Below are 18,221 nucleotides of genomic sequence, written 5' to 3'. Positions count from 1 at the left end.
TACTATCGGGAAAATTTGCGGCTCACTAGGGGGCGCCGCAGCCTGGCCAACGCCTCACGCCGCCTCGGCCCGCGCCTTCAGCGCCTGATTCATCTCCTCGAAGCCGCGTTTCGTATCGCGGTCGAGCGCGCCGCGGAACAAAGGCACGAGAAGGCCGCGAAAGGCTTCGGCCTGCTGGAACGCGCAGGCGGTTGCCGATACCGGATGCAGCGTAAACAGATGTTCACCGTCGAACAGTCCCGGGATGCCGAGGTGCCCAAGCCAGCGCAATTCCTGTTCCGGGGTGGCTGCCAGAACCTTCGGGCGAAAGGTCATGCCCTTGGTTCCGCTCGCCTGGATATGGACCGTCAACCTTTCGCCCGGCTGCGGTGTGCCCTGGGCGCTCCGAATGAAGGGGTTCCATTCGGGATAGGCCGCGAAGTCCATCAGGATTTGCCAGATCCGCGCGGCGGGCGCCGCAATCGCGATCTGTGTCGTGAGCGTGTGACGAAACATGCCCGATCCTCGCTGGGTTGCGACGCATTCACCGGCGCAACGCGGCAAGGCCTGTCGGATTCCGGACGAGGCGAAGCCGGGATGCCACGCCGGCAGCTGATACAAGCTCGCATTGTCACATGCCAGTGTCCCTGATCCGAAATTCGTATCATTCCCGACCGGGACACGCCTTATCGGCCCCCCGAAGCAGTCGCGCAGGCGCGCGATGGGGGCGGAGGTTGCTTATCCGGTGAAGCGCAGGAGAGCGTCCGCTGTGGGCAGCCCCGCGCGACCGCCCGGCCGCGTGCATTTCAACGCCGCGACCGCATTGGCAAAGGCAATGGCCTCCTCGAGGCCGTCGTGACGCGCCAGTGCCAGCGCCAGGGCGCCATGGAACGCGTCGCCAGCGCCGACGGTATCGACCACATCGACGCGGGGGGGCCGCGCATTGCGGATAGGACCGTCGTCGAGCCAGAACAGGCCGTCGGCACCATCGGTCACGCCGATGAGCCGATGCCCGGGACGGGCCGCCGCGCGCAGCCCGGCTTCCATGTCGTCGGTGCCCGTGAATTCAGCCAGTCCGGGTCGCGAGAACACCACATGATCCGCGGCGGCAACCAGCATCGCCACTTGCTCGCGGCTATGGCGGGAGATGTCGGCGTCGAGCACGGAGGGGATGCCGGCCTCGCGCGCCATGCTGAGGCATTGCAGGGCGCCTTCCGGCCATGACAGGTCGCACAGCACGGCGTCCCCCAGCCTGGACGGGGTCAACCAACTAGCGTCGCGCGGCAGGTTCGGGTCGGCATAGGCGACGATCAGCCGCTCGCCCTTGCCATCGACAAGAATGACCGACCCGGGCGACTGCACGCCCGCGAAATGGCGCAACCAGGTGACGTCGACCATCTCATCCTCGAGCTCGCGGCGCAGCGCCGCTCCTGTCCGGTCGTCGCCAAGGCGGCCGGCAAAGCTTGCCTTCCCGCCGAGGCGTGCGATCGCCACGCTGGCGGTGGCGGCCGGCCCGCCACCCGCCTCGCGGCGCGCCGCGGCGTAGATCTTGACGGGTTCGGTGGGAATCGACGCGACCGTCAGGATGGTGTCCTGGATGGCGAGCCCGAGGCAGAACACCTCTGCCGGATTGGCGCTAAACAAGGCGTCGGCCCGTCTCTGGATGAAAGAGATGGAGCGCGTCGACATCGAGGCGGAAGCGCCGGGCCTTGTCGCCGACATGGGCGGCGCCGGGCTTCACCCGCGCCATCACCTCGCGCTCTCCGAGCGTCACGACGGCGATCGAATCGGCGCCATGCTCCTCGACGAGGATGACGTCGGAGGTGAAGGCCGCGCCGTCAGCATCGCCCGGCTCGGCCAGCGATATATGTTCGGCACGAAGTCCCACCTCGACCTGGTCGACGCCGGCGCGCGTCAGCGCTTCCACGCGCTCCGGCGGCAGGCGTATGTCATGCCCCCGGCCGAAGGCGAGCACGGCCTCGCCGTTTTCCCCGCGGCGCCTGGCGGGCACCAGGCTCATCGGCGGCGAGCCGATGAAGGTTCCGACGAAGCTGTTGACCGGCCTCTGGTAGATATCGATCGGCGTGCCGATCTGCTGCACCTCGCCGAGCTTCAGCACCACGATCCGGTCAGCCATGGTCATGGCCTCGATCTGATCATGGGTGACGTAGATGCTTGTCGTTCCAAGCGCGACCTGCAGCTTGCGGATCTCCATGCGCATGCCGACCCTGAGCTTGGCATCGAGGTTCGAGAGCGGCTCGTCGAACAGAAAGACCTTGGGATCGCGGATCAGCGCGCGTCCCAGCGCCACGCGCTGGCGCTGCCCGCCGGAGAGCGCCTTCGGCTTGCGCTCGAGCAATGCATCGAGCTCGAGCATGCGCGCGACCGCATGCACCTTCTCCTCGATGGCGGCGGCCGCCATATCGCGCATCTTCAGCGCGAAGCCGAGGTTTTCCGCAACCGTCATATGGGGATAGAGCGCATAGTCCTGAAACACCATGGCCATGTCGCGGTCGCGCGGCGCAACGGCATTCAGGCTGCGACCATCGAGCATGATCTCGCCGGAAGAGATCTCCTCCAGCCCGGCGATCATCCTGAGCAGCGTGCTCTTGCCGCAGCCGGACGGCCCCACCAGCACGATGAATTCGCCGTGTTCCACATCGAGATCGACGGCCTTGACGGCCTGGACGTTGCCAAACCGCTTTTCCACGGTCCGCAGTGTCAACTCTGCCACTTTCGTCTCGCTCCCGTGTTGACAATTTTTCTTTTTAAAGCACAGTAATTACACAGTGTAAATATAACGGATCAACAATGCTGGGACGGGCGGCCCCAAGGAGCAGGCGACAGACGCGCGCCACCGTGCTCGAGAATCTATTGCGGACCGGAGGCGCTTTCCGCTCGGCCATTGCGCGCGAGACGCGGCTGACGGAAGCCAGTGTTTCGCGTATCCTCGCCGAGTTGCGCAGCGAAAATCTGGTTCAGGAAACGCGTCATCCGGCGCCTTATGCCGGCGGCCCGACATCCCTCGTTACACTAAGCAATGATGTGGCTGTCGCGGGCATTGAGCTGTCCAACAGCCGGCTGTCCTTCGGCGTCGGCGATCTCGGCGGGACGCTCGACTATGTCGACCGGATGCCCGCCTCGCCGCAGCTCGATCAGGACGAGTTCGAGCGGCTTTTCCGGACGAGCGCCGCTGCCATGCAGGCCTGGACGGACAAGCGCGGCATTGCCGTTCGGCAGGTTGCCCTGTCCATTCCGGGCTACGGCCGCGAGGCCGGCAATCCGATCTATCCCTGGGATGTCACGCGCCTGCGCGATTTCCTCGGCGAGGCACTTCCGGGCATGCCCTTGGCGCTCACCAATTCCGTCGTCGCGCAAGCCGCATTCCACCGCTATTCCCCCAGCACGAGCTATCCGGTGGCGGGCAACCACCTGTTCCTCTTCGTCGGCCATGGCGTGGCTGGCGTCATCGTCAACGAAGCCGCTTCGATCGATGCCTTTTCCGCCTTCGAGATCGGCCACATGGTGATCGAGCGGAACGGTCTGCTCTGCCGCTGCGGGCACCGGGGCTGCATTGAGGCCTACACGTCGCTCAGGGCCATCTCGCCGATCGTCGGCCTTGATGCCAGCGAGATCCTCAATCGCGGCGACAGCTTCATCGATGTTCATGGCCTCGACAGCGATGTGCGTGCCGCACTGCGCGAGCGGCTCGTCATGCTGGGGCTCGGGCTCGGCAATGCGCTCAATCTCCATCCCCTTTCGTCGGTGGTGATCAGCGGCTGGCCATCCCTGATGCCGGAGGACGACCGCGCGGCCATCATCGCCGGGATCGACGAAAGCCTGCTCGGCGGCTTCGACGAACGGCGCCTCAGCCTGTCCTTCGTCGCGCCATCCATCGGCAATGACCCGCGGGCGGCGCTGTACTACGCAGCCTATTGTTTCGTGAGCGGCGGAGGACTGGACGCAAGAGCCGACGCCCATGCCGCGCTGGAGGAGATTGCCTAAATGCTCACAGGAAACCAGGCCGCCATATCTGGCGGGAGCCGGGTCGGTATCCTGTTCGTCGCGTCCTCGCTGTTTTCCGAGGCTGCGGCCGAGGAACTGATCGGGCGGACGCGGGATCTCGTTGCAGAGGGAGAACTCGCGGGCCGGTTCAAACTGGCCGGCCGGCTGGCGCGGGATCGTGCAAGCTGCGCGGCGGCGCTTGAAAGCCTCGATCTTGGCGATCTCGACGGGCTGGTGATCCAGCTCTCCACCTTCTGCACCGCGGACCTTCTCCATGAAGTGCTGTCGGCCATTGGCGATCGCGCGCTGCCTCTGGCCGTCTGGGCGCTGGAGGAGAGCGATGCCATCATCACCAACTCGCTCTGCGGCACGCAGCTCTGGGCCTCGACACTGGCGCGTTTCGGACACCGCTTCACCTTGCTGATGGGCAATCCGGGCGACGCGGAACTCGCGCGGGAGTTGGCAGCTTTTGCGGCCGCTGCGCGTGCCAATACGCGTGTCAGGGGTGCGCGTGTCGCCCTGATCGGCAGCCATGCCGACTGGTTCACGAATCTCGCCGTCGACCCCTGGGCGCTCAAGCGTGCGCTCGGCGTCACCATCGAGCAGACGACGCTCGTGCGCTTTCTTGAAGGCTGCAAGGCGACGGCCGAGGCCGAGAAAGCGGCTGCGGCGCGCTGGGCCGAAGCGAGCTTCGACGGCGGTGAGGCCGAGGCCGGGCGCGCCACGCTGGGGCGGACCTATGCGCGCCTTGAAGCCGGGCTCGACGCCATCAAGGCCGATGCCGTTGCGTTGCGCGACTGGCCGGAAATCCTTTATGCGGAGGACTTCCGCGGCACTTGGGCCGCGCTTGGCGAACTCTCCGACCGGGCCATTCCGATCGCACCGGAAGGCGACGTCATGGGCGCGGTCTCGGCGCTGGTGGCGCGGGCCTTCGACCCGGCGTCGCTGCCCTTCCTCACCGATATTTCCGGCATCGACCGCGCCAAGAATCGCCTCGTGCTGTGGCACTACGGGGTCAGCCCGCGGCTGGCGGACGGGCCGCGTTCGCTCGATCCCGTGTTGAAGCAGGAGACATTTCCGCTTCGTCCCGGCCCCATGACGCTGTTCCGCCTGTCCATGCGCGCCGACGGATCGCTGAGGATTTTCGTCGCCGAAGGCGCGATCGAGGACCAGCGGTCCGCCGCGAACCGCGCGGCCGGTTATTTCCGCCCGTGGGCCGGCAAGGCCGAAGCGCTGGTGCGGCAGTTCATCGACGAGGGCTACGAGCACCATGTCACCGCCGTCTATGGCCATTGGGGCGACGCCGTCGCGCATCTCGGCCGCCAGCTCGGGGTGAAGGTGGACCATGCCTGACACCCGGCCAAACAGCGCGGCAGGCGTCTCCCACGCCAGCGCCCCCCATCATCCCGTGAGCGTCGGCTGGCGCACGGCCGGCGGCTCGTGGACGACAATGCCCTTCGCGGAGGCGGGCAGCGCCGTCAGCGTCACCGAGAGGCCGGGCGGCGGGGCGCGGATCACCGTCACGCGCGCGGGCGCTGCCGCGGTGGAAATCGCCTTCGCCGTGCCGACCAAGTTCCAGGCCTTCGGCGGCGGCGAGCGCTTCGAGACGCTCGACCTGCGCGGCCAGTCCGTGCGCTACTACCTGGAGAACTTCGGCCTCGGCAACGGCACCTATCTGCCGAGCCCGTGGATCGCCACGACGCTCGGCTACTCGCTCTTCCTGCCCGACGAGGCGCCGGCCGTCTTTCACATCGCCGCGCCCTTCGACCCCCATGTCCTGCGGGTCCAGGTGGAGGGCGAGAGCCTGACGCTCGATATCGATCGTGGCGGCCTTGCGGAGCTCTATGCGGCGCTGATCGCGCGGATCGGTCCGCCGCTGATGCCGGACGCGCATTTCTTCGGCCTCTGGAAGGCGGGTGACTGGCGCTACGAGAACGCAGCAACGGTCGCGGCCGATGTCGCCGGCCACGTCGGGCTCGACCTGCCGATGGCGATCAAGCTCATCGACGCCTATTGGGCGAGCGAGGTCCATTCCTTCGCCTTCGACACGGGGAAGTATCCCGACGCCTGTGGCATGGTCTCGGACATGGCCAGGGACGGAACAGGCATCTATCTCTGGCTCTGTCCCTGGGTGGTCGTCGGCACCAAGTCCTTCGAATTCGCCAAGGCAAGGGGCTATGTGATCGTCGACCGGCACGGCGAGCTGATTACCCGCCGGCCCGGCGCCAATCCGAATGTGGTGGCGGCGCTCATCGATTTCTCCAATCCGGAGGCCAGCGCCTGGTGGTCGGGGAATCTCCGCGGCCTTGTCAAACAGGGGATCGTCGGCTTCAAGGCCGATTTCGGCGAACAGCTCCCCGAGCATGCCGTGCTCCACTCCGGCGAGACGGGCGGGCGCGCCCACAACGCCTTCGTGCGCTATTATCTCGAGGCGACGATCGCGGCCTTCGACGGCAAAACGCCGGCGATCATCAGCCGTTCAGGCTCGCCGCGTGTGCGCGCGCCTATCTGGAGCGGCGACCAGACGTCCGACTTCTGTCCCAAGACCGGCCTGCCATCGGCGATCCGCGCCGTGCAGAGCGCCAATCTCTCCGGCTGGTCCTTCATCGGCAGCGATCTCGGCGGCTATTTCGGCACGCCGACGCCGCAGGTCTTCGCGCGCTGGACGCAGTTCGCCTGTTTCACGCCGCTGATGATGCTGCACGGGCTCGGCTGCCGCGAGCCGTGGGACATGGATGCGGGCTCGGCCGCCGTCTACGCGGACTATGCGCGGCTCCATCTCGCGCTTCGGCCGGTCTTCGAGCAGTACGGCCGGGAAGCCGCCGGCGGCGGCCTGCCGCTCCTGCGCATGATGCCGCTCGCCTTCCCGGAGATCGACTGGTCGGGGATCAACGACTGGGATCAGCAGTTCATGCTGGGGCCGGATATTCTCGTCGCGCCGGTCGCGTTCTATGGGAATACCCGCGCGGTCTATCTGCCGGCCGGCGACTGGTATGACGTGCTCGCGGGCGAATGGGTAAGCGGGCCGGCCTGGCGCGTTCACGATGTCCCGCTCGACCGGATGCCACTCTTCCTGCGCGACGGCGCGCGGCTGACGCTGGCGGCGGATGCTGCGCACGGGACGGCGCTCGGCCTCATCGCCGTCAATCCGGACCGGCATTCATCCGTGGATGCAGCGCATGGGTTTGCCCCCGATTGGCGCGTTGATCACATCGGGATTGTGGGCGCGCGAGGGCGGGTCGCGCCACAGTCTTCCACGGCCGACCAACCGGCAATGGCCGAGGCCATCGGGGGATGGTTCAGCCAGGATATCGCGTGGCTCTCCCCGGACGCGCTGATCAAGGTCAATCCCGGCTGACGGATTTCAGCAAGACAGCATGAATTCAATAATAAAGCGGAGGAAAACAATGAATATGCGGAGCAGTTCTAAAGTCGGCGCAGCGCTTTCAGCGGCCGTTCTTGGACTTGGGCTTGGGCTTGGACTTGGCCTCGGACTTGGATCGACGCCGGCACTTGCCGACAATATCGTGATGTGGGTCAACGCCCCCCTCGTGCCCGGCCCGAACGCGCCGATCTATGAGGAGATCAAGGCCTTCGAGGCCAAGACCGGCCACACCGTCGAGCTGCAAGCCGTGCCGCATATGGAAATGGAGCGCAACCTCTTCGTCGCGCTGTCCGGTGGCGCCGGGCCCGATGTGATGGCGCTCGACATTGCCTGGGTCGCGGGCCTTGCCGATGCCGGCCTCCTCGCCGACTTGACCGACAAGACGAAGCCCATTGCCGCGCAGTACCAGCCGGGGCCGCTGGCCAGCGGCCGCTTCCAGGAGAAGCAATACGCCCTCCCACTCTACACCAACAACGTCGCGCTCTTCGTCAACGATCGCATGCTGGCGGATGCGGGGATCGCCAAGGCGCCGTCCAACTGGAAGGAATTCCACGACGCGGCGGTTGCCATGACCAACAAGGAGAAGGACACCTACGGCGCGAGCTTCGGCGGCGGCCGGATGGGCGCCTTCCAGCTCTACAGCTTCATCTGGCAGAACGGCGGCGAGATCATCGACGAGAAGGGCGTGCCGCATGTCGCGGAGAAGCCGACGGTGGAGGCGGTGGACTTTCTCGCCAAGCTCTACACCCAGTCGCAGGCCATGCCGAAGTCGGTGCTCACGGCCGGCAACTGGGACGAAGTGCATGCGCCCTTCATCCAGGAGCGCGCCGGCATGGTGGTGACCGGCGACTGGGCGTTGGCAGCGCTTGCCAAGGGCAACCCCAACCTCAAATATTCCGTGCATCCGCTGCCCGTCGGCGTCAAGCCGGCGACGGTGATCGGCGGCTACAACCTCGCCGCCAAGGCCGGCAGCAAGTCCCCGGACGCGAGCTTTGCGCTCATCGAGTGGCTCACCGGGCCGCGCAGCGTGGAGCTGATGCGCAAATATGAGCGCCTGTCGGCGGCCGCCAGCGCGACGACGCCCGAGGCGATCGCCGCCCTGCCGAAGCAGCTCCAGCCGTTCATGGCGCAGGCGGATGCGGGCCGCGCCCGCCCGGTCGTCGCGCCGTGGAGCGAGATCCACGCGAGCGTCTTCGCCAATGCATGGGATTCGGTGATCCGCGGCAAGCCGGCCCAGGCGGCGATGACCGAAGCCAATACGGCGATCAAGGGTCTGTTGGAGAAGAAGTAGGATGACCGCGCGCACCCTGAACGCACCGGGCTTGAGAAGAACCTGGTCGTCGATCTTCGAAACCGGGCTGGGTGCGCGCATCTATCCCTATCTGATGGTTTTGCCCGCCGTCATCATCGTTCTCGGCGTTGTCGTCTATCCCGTTATTTCCGGCGTTGTTTCGTCGTTCTATGACGTCACCTTGCGCACGCTCAACAACGGGACGGTCACTTTCGTCGGGATGCGCAATTTCCAGCGCGTTTTCGCGGATCCGGTCTTCGTGAAGGCCTCCGTCAATACGCTCATCTGGGTGGTCTTGAACGTCGTCGCGCAGCTCGGCCTCGGCCTGGCGCTGGCGCTCCTCCTCCACCGCGCCATGCCGGGGATCGGCTTTTTCCGCTCCGGCATCCTCGTGCCCTGGGTGGTGCCGAGCGTCGTCGCTGTGCTCACCTGGCGCTGGATGTACGATCCGAGCGTCGGCATCGTCAACGAGATGCTGATGAAGCTCGGCATCATCAGCGACTACCACCCCTGGCTCGGCGACACGGCCACCTCGCTCTATGCGGTCACCGTCGAGAGCATCTGGAAGGGCACGCCCTTCGTGATGCTGCTGCTGCTTGCCGCGCTCCAGCTCGTGCCGCGCTCCATTCTGGAGGCCGCATCCATGGATGGCGCCTCCGGCTGGCGCAAGCTCTGGTATGTCATCCTGCCGCAGATCCGCGTGTCTTTCGCGATAGCCGCGGTGCTCACCTTCATTCTGACCGTCAACAACTTCAACGCCATCTGGCTGATGACTGAGGGCGGGCCGCTGAATTCATCGGAAATTCTGTTCACGCTGGCCTATAAATACGGTTTCCAGCGCTTTGATCTCGGCATGGCCTCCGCCGTCGCGACGATGCTCTTCGTCGGACTGGTGATCGCCACCACCCTCTATCTCAAGCTCATCCAGGCGCGCGAGGGAGATTAGCCATGAGCCTCGCCACAGCCTCGCGCACCATGCCCGCGCCCCGCTCCGAAGCGCTGCGCCGCACGCGGACGCCGAAGTCGTTGCGTAAGGTCCTCACCTACACGACGCTCTGGATCGCCTTCATCTGGGCGGTCTTTCCGTTCTACTGGATGATCGCCACGTCTCTGCGGGCAAAAGACGAGATCTTCCAGCGCCCGCCGGCGCTCGTCCCGCACAGCGTGACGTTTCAGAACTATATCGACCTTCTGGTCGGCGCCCATTTCTGGCAGTTTGCGCTCAACAGCCTCATCCTCACGGTGAGTGTCACGCTCATCAGCGTGGCCCTGTCGGTGACGGCCGGCTATGCGATGGCGCGCCACCGCTTCAAGGGCTCGGTGGCACTGCCGCTCTTCATGCTCTACGGCCAGATGTTTCCCCCCGTGCTGCTGCTCATCCCCTTCTATGTGCAGCTACGCTATCTCGGCTGGCTCGACAGCCTCTATGGGCTGATACCGGTCTATCTCAGCTATATGCTGCCGCTCTGCGTCTGGCTGATGCGTGGCTTCTTCGCGCAGGTGCCCCATTCGCTCGAGGACGCCGCGCGCATGGATGGCTGCACGCGCTGGCAGGCCTTCTGGAAGGTCATTCTGCCCATGGCCCAGCCGGGCATTGTCGCGGTCGCGACCTGGGTGATGATTCACACCTGGAACGAGTTTCTCTATGCCAGCACCTTCATCCTCAGCGAGAAGAACCGCACGCTGCCGCTGGGCTTGAGCGGGCTCATCGGCCAGTACACCACCGACTGGGGCGTGCTGATGGCCGGCGGCGTCATCACGGCCGCGCCCATCCTGCTGGCCTTCTTCTTTCTGCAGAAACATCTGGTTCAGGGGGTCGGCGGCGGCGCCGTCAAGGGATGACGGCCGAGGCCCCACGCTCGCATAGGAACGCGCGCAACGCGGAGGATTGTTGATGACGAAGATCAAGCGGATCGAGGCTTTCGCGCTGTCCTGCCCGACGCCGGGCGGCGCGGTGTTCGCCGTCGGCCGGTCGGCCAAGCGCGACATGGTGCTGGTGCGCATCGAGACGACGGACGGCATCGTCGGCTACGGCGAGGCGCATCACGCCCAGACGCCGAGCACGATTGCCGCCTTCATCAACGACGCGCTCGGGCCGTCGCTGATCGGCATGGATGCGCATGAGACCGAGGCCATCTGGGACAAGTCCTACCGGCATTACATCGCGACCCACGGGCCGGGCGCGGCGGCGGTGATCGGGCTCAGCGGTGTCGATCTCGCCCTGTGGGACATCAAGGGCAAGGATCTCGGCCAGCCGGTCTATCGCCTGCTGGGTGGCCGGCGCCGGCCTATCCGCGCCTATGCGGGCGGCATCAGCCTCGGTTTCCAGCCTGTCGATGACCTGAAGCGCGAGATCGAGGGCTATATCGGCCGCGGCTACGACTTCATGAAGCTCAGGGTCGGCGACAGCATCGAGACGGATCTGGCGCGCGTCAGCGCGATCCGCGCCGCCTTCGGTCCGGAGATCACGCTGGCGGCGGATGCCGGCACCCGCTATCGCAGCGCCGATATCGCGCGCATCGCCGAGATCTGCGAAGCCGGCCGCCTCGCCTGGCTCGAGGAGCCGTTCACGCCCGACAATCTGCCGGGCTATCGCCGGCTGCGTGACGTCACGTCGACACCGCTCGCCGCGGGCGAGAACCACTTCACCCGTCACGAACTGCGTGCCCTGATTGCGGAGCAGTTGATCGCGTTCGTCCAGGCGGATGCGTGCAAGACGGGCGGCATCACCGAAATCCTGAAGATCGCGGCGCTGGCGGATACGTGGCACCTGCAGTTCGCGCCGCATACCAGCGCCTCGGTGCTCAGCACCGCGGCCTCGGTGCATGTGCTCTCGGTGGCGCCCAATGCCTTCATCTACGAGGCGGATGTCTCGGCGATCAATGCCTTCCGCGACGATCTCGGCCCGCCCTTCGCGATCGAGAACGGGACCATCCTGGCGCCGGAAGGTCCGGGCCTGGGCGTTGAGATCGATGAGCGGCTGATCGCGCGCTATCCCTTCATCCCCGGCGCCTCCTACCAGTAGGTATGGGTGGCACCTTGGCGATGTTTGATGCCTTGTGACTTTTGGCAACGGGTGGTGCCGAGAGCGATCCGGCGCACCATCACAAGCAATGAAGATGGTGTTGCTGCACATCGTCATCATGTTCGCATGGATTAAATGCCTATAATCTTCATATACAAGTAAAAATCGACGCGATTTACATGCCGCGCGTTTCATGACCTGCTTGACAATTCCGGGCATTTCGCCGACATTATGAAACCCCATGGCACAGGGCTGACAAGGAACGAGCCGCAACTCATTCTGATCGCAGCGCGATCGACGGAGAAGCGTGGTGCTCGTGACATGAAGTCCGGATTTGTCCCCGATCATCGCTGCCCCAGCGAAGCTGAAGCTGAAACCGAGGCAGGTGCTACGGCCCGCGTCAGACGCAGCCCAGGTCGGTTCCAAACTTTGCCCCGTGGAGTTCCATCATGACGAGCCGCAGCGGCCGCTGGGCCGATCTCACGCGCGTCGACTTCGCGGCGCTCGATCGGGCGCGCGCCATCGTTGTGCTGCCGATCGGCGCCACGGAGCAGCATGGTCCGCATCTGCCGGTCTCTGTCGATGGCGATCTCGCGGAGGTGGTCGTTGAACGGGCCTTGCCTCTCGTTGCCGCGGACCTGACCGTGCTTGCCCTGCCAACGCTTGTCTATGGCAAGAGCAACGAGCATGGGACGACACCCGGAACCGTCTCCCTGTCGGCGAGGACGCTGATAGGCCTTGTCACGGATATCGGCGAAAGTCTCTCCTGCACAGGTTTTCACCGCCTCGTGATCCTGAATGCGCATGGCGGCAATTCATCTGTACTTGATATCGTCGCGCGAGATCTCAAGATAGACTTCGGCCTGAACGTCGCGACCTGCCACTGGTACAATTTCAACGAGGCGGCTCATCTCACCGATCCATCCGAGCAGGCCTACGGCATCCATGCGGGTCTGGTGGAGACGAGCGCCATGCTGGCCTTGACGCCCGAGCGCGTCGTGATGGAGCGCGCGGCGGATTTCCCCAACAGGGCGCGGGACTGGCAAACGGCCTTTCGGCACCTCGGCCTGTCCGCGGGGCGCGCCCGGCCGGCGTGGGTCATGGATGAGCTCAATGCGGCTGGTGCTTGCGGCAACGCTGCCGCCGCCACGGCGGAGTTGGGTGAACGGCTCTTGGCCAATGCGGCGCGCAATTTCGCGGCCTTCCTCACCGAGTTCGCCCGGTTCTGTGAGGGCGAGCCGGGTCGTCATCCCGTCAAAGAATAAGAACCGCGCTGGAGCAAGAATGTCCATTTCCGGGAAAATAGCGATCGACTGGAAGGCTTTCCGCGATGAGCTCGGTGATATCGAGTCCTTCGATACACCCTCGATCGTCAAGAGGCGCTCGCGTGATTTCTTCTGGTATAGCCCGATCCTTAATCGAGAGCTCTCCACAAGCTTCGGTGATCTGGTCGTCGCGCCAAAGACGATCGACGAACTCAAGCGCTGCGTCGCCCAGGCGGTCGCCTGGCAGGTGCCGATGGTCGTCCGCGGCGGCGGCACCGGCAATTATGGCCAGGCCGTGCCACGCGATGGCGGGCTCATCATCGACATGACGGGCCTCGATCGCATCCTCGCGATCGAGGCTGGCACCGTCCATGTGGAGGCCGGCTGCAAGATCGGCGCGATCAATGCGGCGCTGGCCGCCCATGGCCGGGAATTGCCGCTGTTTCCCTCAACGGAGGCGCTGGCGACGATTGGCGGCTTCATCGCCGGCGGCTCCGGCGGCATCGGCTCCATCCGCCACGGCATGTTGCGCGACGGCGGCAATATCAACGCCATCGGCGCGCTCTCGCTGGAGGATGAGCCGCAACGCCACGTCTTCCAGGGCGAAGACATCCGCGCGATCCACCATGCCTGGGGGCTCAACGGCATCATCACGGACCTCGTGCTCAAGACGATCCCGTCGCCCCGTTGGATCAACGTCATCGCATCATTTGCGAGCTATCGCGAGGCTTTCGAGGGCGGGATCGCCGCCGGCGCCGAGCGGGCGCTCGCCTTGAAGCTGCTCACGACCATCGACGCGCGCATCGCTGCCTCGATCCGCAGCCTCGGGCCTATCGGCCAGGGCGGGCGGGCGCTTTTGTTTGCGATGGTCGCCGCCGATGACGCGCCGCGGCTCGCGGAGATCCTGCAAGCGACAGGTGGACGCATAGAAATGGCGGACGACGATGCCGCGCTGGCCGCCGCCGGACTGCCGCCATTGTCGGATTTCTCGTACAACCATACGACGTTGCAGATCCTCAAGCAGGATCGCGGCGTCACCTATTTGCAGGTGACTTTTCGCGCACCGCTCGATAGTGGCAAGATCGCGCCGCTGCAGGCGGTCTTCGGGGACGAGGTGCTCATGCATCACGAGTTTGCTTTGCTCAACGGCGAACTGGTGGCCTTCGACCTGCCCGTCGTGCGCTACACCACGGACGAGCGCCTGTTCGAGCTCATGCGCGTCTACGAGGCCCATGGCTGCCCGGCGTCCAACCCGCATGTGCCCTATGTCGAGGGCGGCTCCATGAAGCCGGACTTCCGCCATCTCGCCTGGAAGAAGCGTCTCGATCCGCATGGGCTTCTCAACTCCGCGAAATCCCGCTTCTGGAACGACGTGAAGCACCTGTCTGCCGAGGAGATCGAAGCCCTGCCGCCGCATCAGCCGGTCAGGAAAGCATCATGAGCGGAGGGGGCTCAGATGATGGTGTCGTCATCATCGGCGCGGGCCACGGCGGTTCGCAGGCCGCCATCTCGCTGCGGCAGGAGGGTTATGACGGCCCGATCACGCTCGTCGGCAACGAGCCGGAGTTCCCCTATCATCGTCCGCCGTTGTCCAAGGCCTTTCTCAAGGGCAGCGATGACAGGCTGCAACCGCTCCGTGGCGACGCCGTCTATGCCGACAACGCGATCGACTATCGGCCCGGGACGGCCGTTCGCGCCATCGATCTCGCCGGCCGGCGCTGCCTCCTCGACGAGGGTGTCCTGCCGTTCCGCACCTTGATCCTGGCGACCGGCGCGCGGCCGCGCCGGCTTGCCATCGCGGGGGCCGAGCGCGAGGGCATCTTCACGCTCCGAACGGCCGCCGATGCCCGGCGCATCAAGAGCCACATGGTGTCCGCCGCGCATGCCGTGATCGTCGGCGGCGGCTTCATCGGGCTCGAGGTCGCCGCGACGATGGCCGCGCTCGGCAAGCGGGTGACGGTGCTGGAGCTTGGTGATCGGCTTCTCGCCCGGGCCATCTCCCCGGCCGTGTCGGGTCATGTCCTCGCACGCCTGACGGCCTTGGGCGTGGACGTGCGGCTTGGCGCAGAGGTTGCCGCTTTCGCGGGCCATGCGCATGTCCGGGCCGTCACCACCCGATCAGGCGAGCGGATCCTCGCCGACATCGTCGTGATCGGCATTGGCGCGGAGCCCGACGTCGCGCTGGCGGCTACGGCCGGCATCCATGTCGATTGCGGTGTCGTGGTCGATGACCACTTGCGGACCTCCGCGGAGAATGTCTTTGCCATCGGGGATTGCGCCCGATTCCCCCATTGGCAGACGGGTGGATACGTCCGGCTCGAATCCGTGCAGAACGCCACCGATCAGGCACGCCACGTCGCCCATGTCATTCTCGGCGCGACGAGCCCCTATGCGGCGGTGCCGTGGTTCTGGTCCGACATCGCCGATATGAAGCTGCAGATGGTCGGCCTGCCGAGCCGTGCCGATCGCCAGCTCGTCGCCGGCGACTCGCACAGCAATGCGTTCTCGGTCTATCACTTTCGCGGTGACGATCTCGTCGCGATCGACAGCGTCAACCGCCCCGCGGACCACATGCTGGGCCGCAGGATGCTTGCGACGGGTTACAGGCCCACTGACCATGACATCCTGTCCGGCCGGTTAGGCGAGGCCTTCCGCCAGTGGACGGCCGCTTCCGCCAGCGCTGCCGACCTCCGGGAGGTCCGGTGAAGACCGCCGCAGTGCCAAAGCAACGCAACGTGACGCTCGGCAACGTCCGCGTGCCCGTATCGCTGGTGGCAGATGCCCAGACCTTCGGCGGCAGGCGGGAGCGCGACTGCCTCGCCGGTCATCTCGTCATTCGCGACGGGCGCATCGCAGCGCTGACGGACAGCGGCGCGGCGGACGTGGATGTCGACCTGGGCGGCATGCTCGTCACGACGCCGTTCGTCGAGCCGCACTGCCATCTCGACAAATGCTTCACCATCGAAAGGCTCGATTTTTCCGGCGGCTCGCTGGCGGAGGCGATCGCCGCCCAGGCCAGGGACAAGCGTGCGTGGACCCGCGATGACCTGCGCATGCGCGCCACGCGCGGGCTCGAGGAATTATGGCAGGCCGGGGCGCGCGTCGTGCGGACCCATATCGATTGGGATGTGGTCGCCGACGACCCCACCCGGATCCCCTGCGCTTGGCAGGTCCTCGGCGAGCTCTGCGCGGAATGGCGCGGGCGGATCACCGTGCAGCGCTCGGCGCTGGTGCCTATCGACGCCATGGCGGACATCGCCTATGCCGATGCCGTCGCGCGGGCGATCGCCTCAATCGGCGGCGTGCTCGGTGCCTTCGTCTTCGATCAGCCGAGCCGCAACGCGGGCATCCGTAACATGGTGCGCGTGGCCATGACGCATGACCTGGCGCTCGACTTTCATGTCGATGAGGGCCTTGCCCCGAGCCTGGACGGTATCGAACTCATCGCCCGGGCCGTCATCGATAGGGGGCATCGGGGGCCTGTCCTGTGCGGGCATGCCTGCAATCTCGGGTCCCTGGAAGCCGACACACGCCATCGCCGCATCGCGCTGATCGCGCAGGCGGGTCTGTCGGTGGTGTCCTTGCCGTCCAGCAATCTCTATCTGCAGGATCGGGGCGTCGGAACGCCGCGCCAGCGCGGGCTGACGGCGATCAAGGAACTGCTCGGTGCGGGCGTCAACGTGGCCTTCGGCACGGATAACGTCCAGGACGCCTTCTGTCCCTTGGGCGTGCATAACCCGGCGGCGACGCTGGCTGCAGGCATCATCGGCGCACATCTGGCCCCTCCGCTGGGGACCTGGCTGCCGATGGTCGCGACCGATGCCGCTGCCGCACTTGGGGTTCAACTCCCCTGCATCGACCGTTCCGCGGCCGGGCCGTTGCTCGTTTGGGATACGCCCCACGTGAGCGCCTTGCTGAGCGGCAGTTCCCGCAGGTGGCGCTCGCTGACCTCGATCGTCGACCCCGCCCGGATCCTGCGTTAGACGTCGGGCCGGGGTGTCCATCAGGAGCGGCGGTATCCACGACTACCCCGGTCCGTCCGGGAACAGGGCGTCGTCGAAGCAGGCATCCAGCTCGCGGGAACGCTCGGCTGGCCATTCCAGTTCCCCCTTCGGGAAGAGCTGGCCGAAGCGGGCCGCATGCCGTGCGCTGAGGAGGAGGGGGGAATCGCCCGGACTGCAAAACGCTTCGCATGAAAGCCTGCTGATGGGTCAACGTGAAAGTCTTTTGCACGCAGGGTGTGCACCACGACATTGCGGCGGGACGTCGCAAGAGGCCCGCAGAGAAACCCGGCAAGAGGGGGTTGGTATTTTCATTTTCCGCACATATTCTGTATTTTACCGTGGCGGCTTCAGCGCGTCCCGATCACGATCCTCAGCAAGTTCCGCGTGCGGAAACCCTTTAGGCTCTGTCAAGCTTGTGCGGGTTCGACTATGGACTAATGCGCGTGGGCACGACACAGTGAACGAAGAGGCGTATGGCTCCCTGAGGCATGGCGGATCGGGCACCACAGAAACGAGTTAGGATGTAGCGGCCACTATGGTTGGTAGAATTCAGCTAGATGAGAAGACGAAGAAGGCGCGCCAACGAGGGGGACTGTGGCTGAGGCGCCTGCGCGAGGATGCAGGGCTGTCCCAGCGCGATCTCGCCAAGCTCATTGATATCGATTTTTATACGTTCATTTCTCAAGTCGAGATCGGCAAGGGGCGTATTCCGCCTGAGAAATATTCCGTCTGGAGCAAAGCCCTTAACGTCGATCCCCATGAGTTCGCTATCAACATAGTGAAATATTATAATCCCTTTCTGTATGATCTGCTTTTCCCGGCCGGCGGAGCGCGCAACAAGGCCGGCGCGTCGGCGAAGTCGCCCCTGCTCGAGATCCACGGGCTGCAGGATGAGATCCGTGAGCTCCAACGTTTGCTGGGTGAGAAAACGCTTGAGATCGCGCGGCTTCACGAACGCCTGACGGAGAGCGAAACCGAGACGGCGCCTCCCCCCGACAAGGCCTCTACGGGTGCGGGGCAGGGGGCTCGCCCGCGCGGGCGGAAGAAGGGTGCGTGAGAGGGACCCGGCGAGGCCCTGCTCACACCCCTGACCTTTACGTCAGTGTTCTCTGAAAGCGCCGGACATGGCGTCTGTGAGGGGTCGCATGAGGTAGCTCATGACGGTTCGCTCACCGGTATTGAAGATGATTTCGGCGGGCATGCCGGGTCTGAGGCGTCCCTTGAGTTCTGCGGGGATATCGGTGTCGGCGACGGCGATGAGGGCGAG

Annotated in this window: 15 protein-coding genes; 12 read left to right on the top strand and 3 right to left on the bottom strand. The window is 65.5% G+C overall.

Annotated features, from left to right (window positions below; translation table 11 throughout):
• Nucleotides 1–54: 54 nt before the first annotated feature.
• From C7450_RS12325 to C7450_RS12315, 3 genes are all read right to left on the bottom strand, one after another.
• Nucleotides 55–495 (bottom strand): SRPBCC domain-containing protein, encoded by a 441-nt coding sequence (locus C7450_RS12325; RefSeq protein ID WP_110374765.1) that lies wholly within the window; start codon nucleotides 493–495, stop codon nucleotides 55–57.
• Nucleotides 496–717: 222 nt separating this feature from the next.
• Nucleotides 718–1,623 (bottom strand): PfkB family carbohydrate kinase, encoded by a 906-nt coding sequence (locus C7450_RS12320; protein WP_170147221.1) that lies wholly within the window; start codon nucleotides 1,621–1,623, stop codon nucleotides 718–720.
• Nucleotides 1,616–2,713, bottom strand: a complete 1,098-nt coding sequence (locus tag C7450_RS12315) for an ABC transporter ATP-binding protein (protein ID WP_110374763.1) — start codon at nucleotides 2,711–2,713, stop codon at nucleotides 1,616–1,618. The genes C7450_RS12320 and C7450_RS12315 overlap by 8 nt, the downstream gene beginning before the upstream one ends.
• Nucleotides 2,714–2,838: 125 nt before the next feature.
• On the opposite strand from C7450_RS12315, the gene C7450_RS12310 reads away from it, so the two are divergent.
• The 12 genes from C7450_RS12310 (at nucleotide 2,839) to C7450_RS12255 (ending at nucleotide 18,011) form a co-directional block, all read left to right on the top strand.
• On the top strand, nucleotides 2,839–3,984 hold the full coding sequence (locus tag C7450_RS12310) for an ROK family transcriptional regulator (protein ID WP_245449664.1): 1,146 nt from the start codon (nucleotides 2,839–2,841) through the stop codon (nucleotides 3,982–3,984).
• Nucleotides 3,985–5,337: a hypothetical protein gene (locus C7450_RS12305; RefSeq protein ID WP_110374761.1), complete on the top strand. Its 1,353-nt coding sequence runs from the start codon at nucleotides 3,985–3,987 to the stop codon at nucleotides 5,335–5,337. It abuts the gene before it with no gap.
• Nucleotides 5,330–7,342, top strand: a complete 2,013-nt coding sequence (locus C7450_RS12300) for a glycoside hydrolase family 31 protein (protein WP_110374760.1) — start codon at nucleotides 5,330–5,332, stop codon at nucleotides 7,340–7,342. The genes C7450_RS12305 and C7450_RS12300 overlap by 8 nt, the downstream gene beginning before the upstream one ends.
• A gap of 49 nt (nucleotides 7,343–7,391) precedes the next feature.
• Entirely contained in the window at nucleotides 7,392–8,660 is a 1,269-nt protein-coding gene (locus C7450_RS12295; protein WP_170147220.1) for an ABC transporter substrate-binding protein, read from the top strand.
• Between the two features lies 1 nt (nucleotide 8,661).
• Complete coding sequence (locus C7450_RS12290; protein WP_110374758.1) at nucleotides 8,662–9,606, top strand: carbohydrate ABC transporter permease; 945 nt, start codon at nucleotides 8,662–8,664, stop codon at nucleotides 9,604–9,606.
• A 2-nt stretch (nucleotides 9,607–9,608) separates the two neighbouring features.
• Nucleotides 9,609–10,502, top strand: coding sequence for a carbohydrate ABC transporter permease (locus C7450_RS12285; protein WP_110374757.1), 894 nt, complete (start codon nucleotides 9,609–9,611; stop codon nucleotides 10,500–10,502).
• Between the two features lie 52 nt (nucleotides 10,503–10,554).
• On the top strand, nucleotides 10,555–11,685 hold the full coding sequence (locus C7450_RS12280) for a mandelate racemase/muconate lactonizing enzyme family protein (RefSeq protein ID WP_110374756.1): 1,131 nt from the start codon (nucleotides 10,555–10,557) through the stop codon (nucleotides 11,683–11,685).
• Nucleotides 11,686–12,134: 449 nt separating this feature from the next.
• Entirely contained in the window at nucleotides 12,135–12,950 is an 816-nt protein-coding gene (locus C7450_RS12275) for a creatininase family protein (protein ID WP_110374755.1), read from the top strand.
• Between the two features lie 19 nt (nucleotides 12,951–12,969).
• Nucleotides 12,970–14,391 carry an FAD-binding oxidoreductase gene (locus C7450_RS12270; protein WP_110374754.1) on the top strand — a complete coding sequence of 474 codons (1,422 nt, stop codon included), beginning with the start codon at nucleotides 12,970–12,972 and terminating at the stop codon, nucleotides 14,389–14,391.
• Nucleotides 14,388–15,656, top strand: a complete 1,269-nt coding sequence (locus tag C7450_RS12265; protein ID WP_110374753.1) for an NAD(P)/FAD-dependent oxidoreductase — start codon at nucleotides 14,388–14,390, stop codon at nucleotides 15,654–15,656. Before C7450_RS12270 ends, C7450_RS12265 begins: the two co-directional genes overlap by 4 nt.
• Nucleotides 15,653–16,933 (top strand): amidohydrolase family protein, encoded by a 1,281-nt coding sequence (locus tag C7450_RS12260; protein WP_110374752.1) that lies wholly within the window; start codon nucleotides 15,653–15,655, stop codon nucleotides 16,931–16,933. The genes C7450_RS12265 and C7450_RS12260 overlap by 4 nt, the downstream gene beginning before the upstream one ends.
• A gap of 556 nt (nucleotides 16,934–17,489) precedes the next feature.
• Complete coding sequence (locus C7450_RS12255; RefSeq protein WP_110374751.1) at nucleotides 17,490–18,011, top strand: helix-turn-helix domain-containing protein; 522 nt, start codon at nucleotides 17,490–17,492, stop codon at nucleotides 18,009–18,011.
• The last annotated feature ends 210 nt before the right edge of the window (nucleotides 18,012–18,221 follow it).

It is taken from the genome of Chelatococcus asaccharovorans, from assembly GCF_003201475.1.
Lineage (GTDB): Bacteria > Pseudomonadota > Alphaproteobacteria > Rhizobiales > Beijerinckiaceae > Chelatococcus > Chelatococcus asaccharovorans.
Note: the sequence above shows the minus strand (reverse complement) of the source record. Positions and strands in the feature narration are given on the sequence as shown.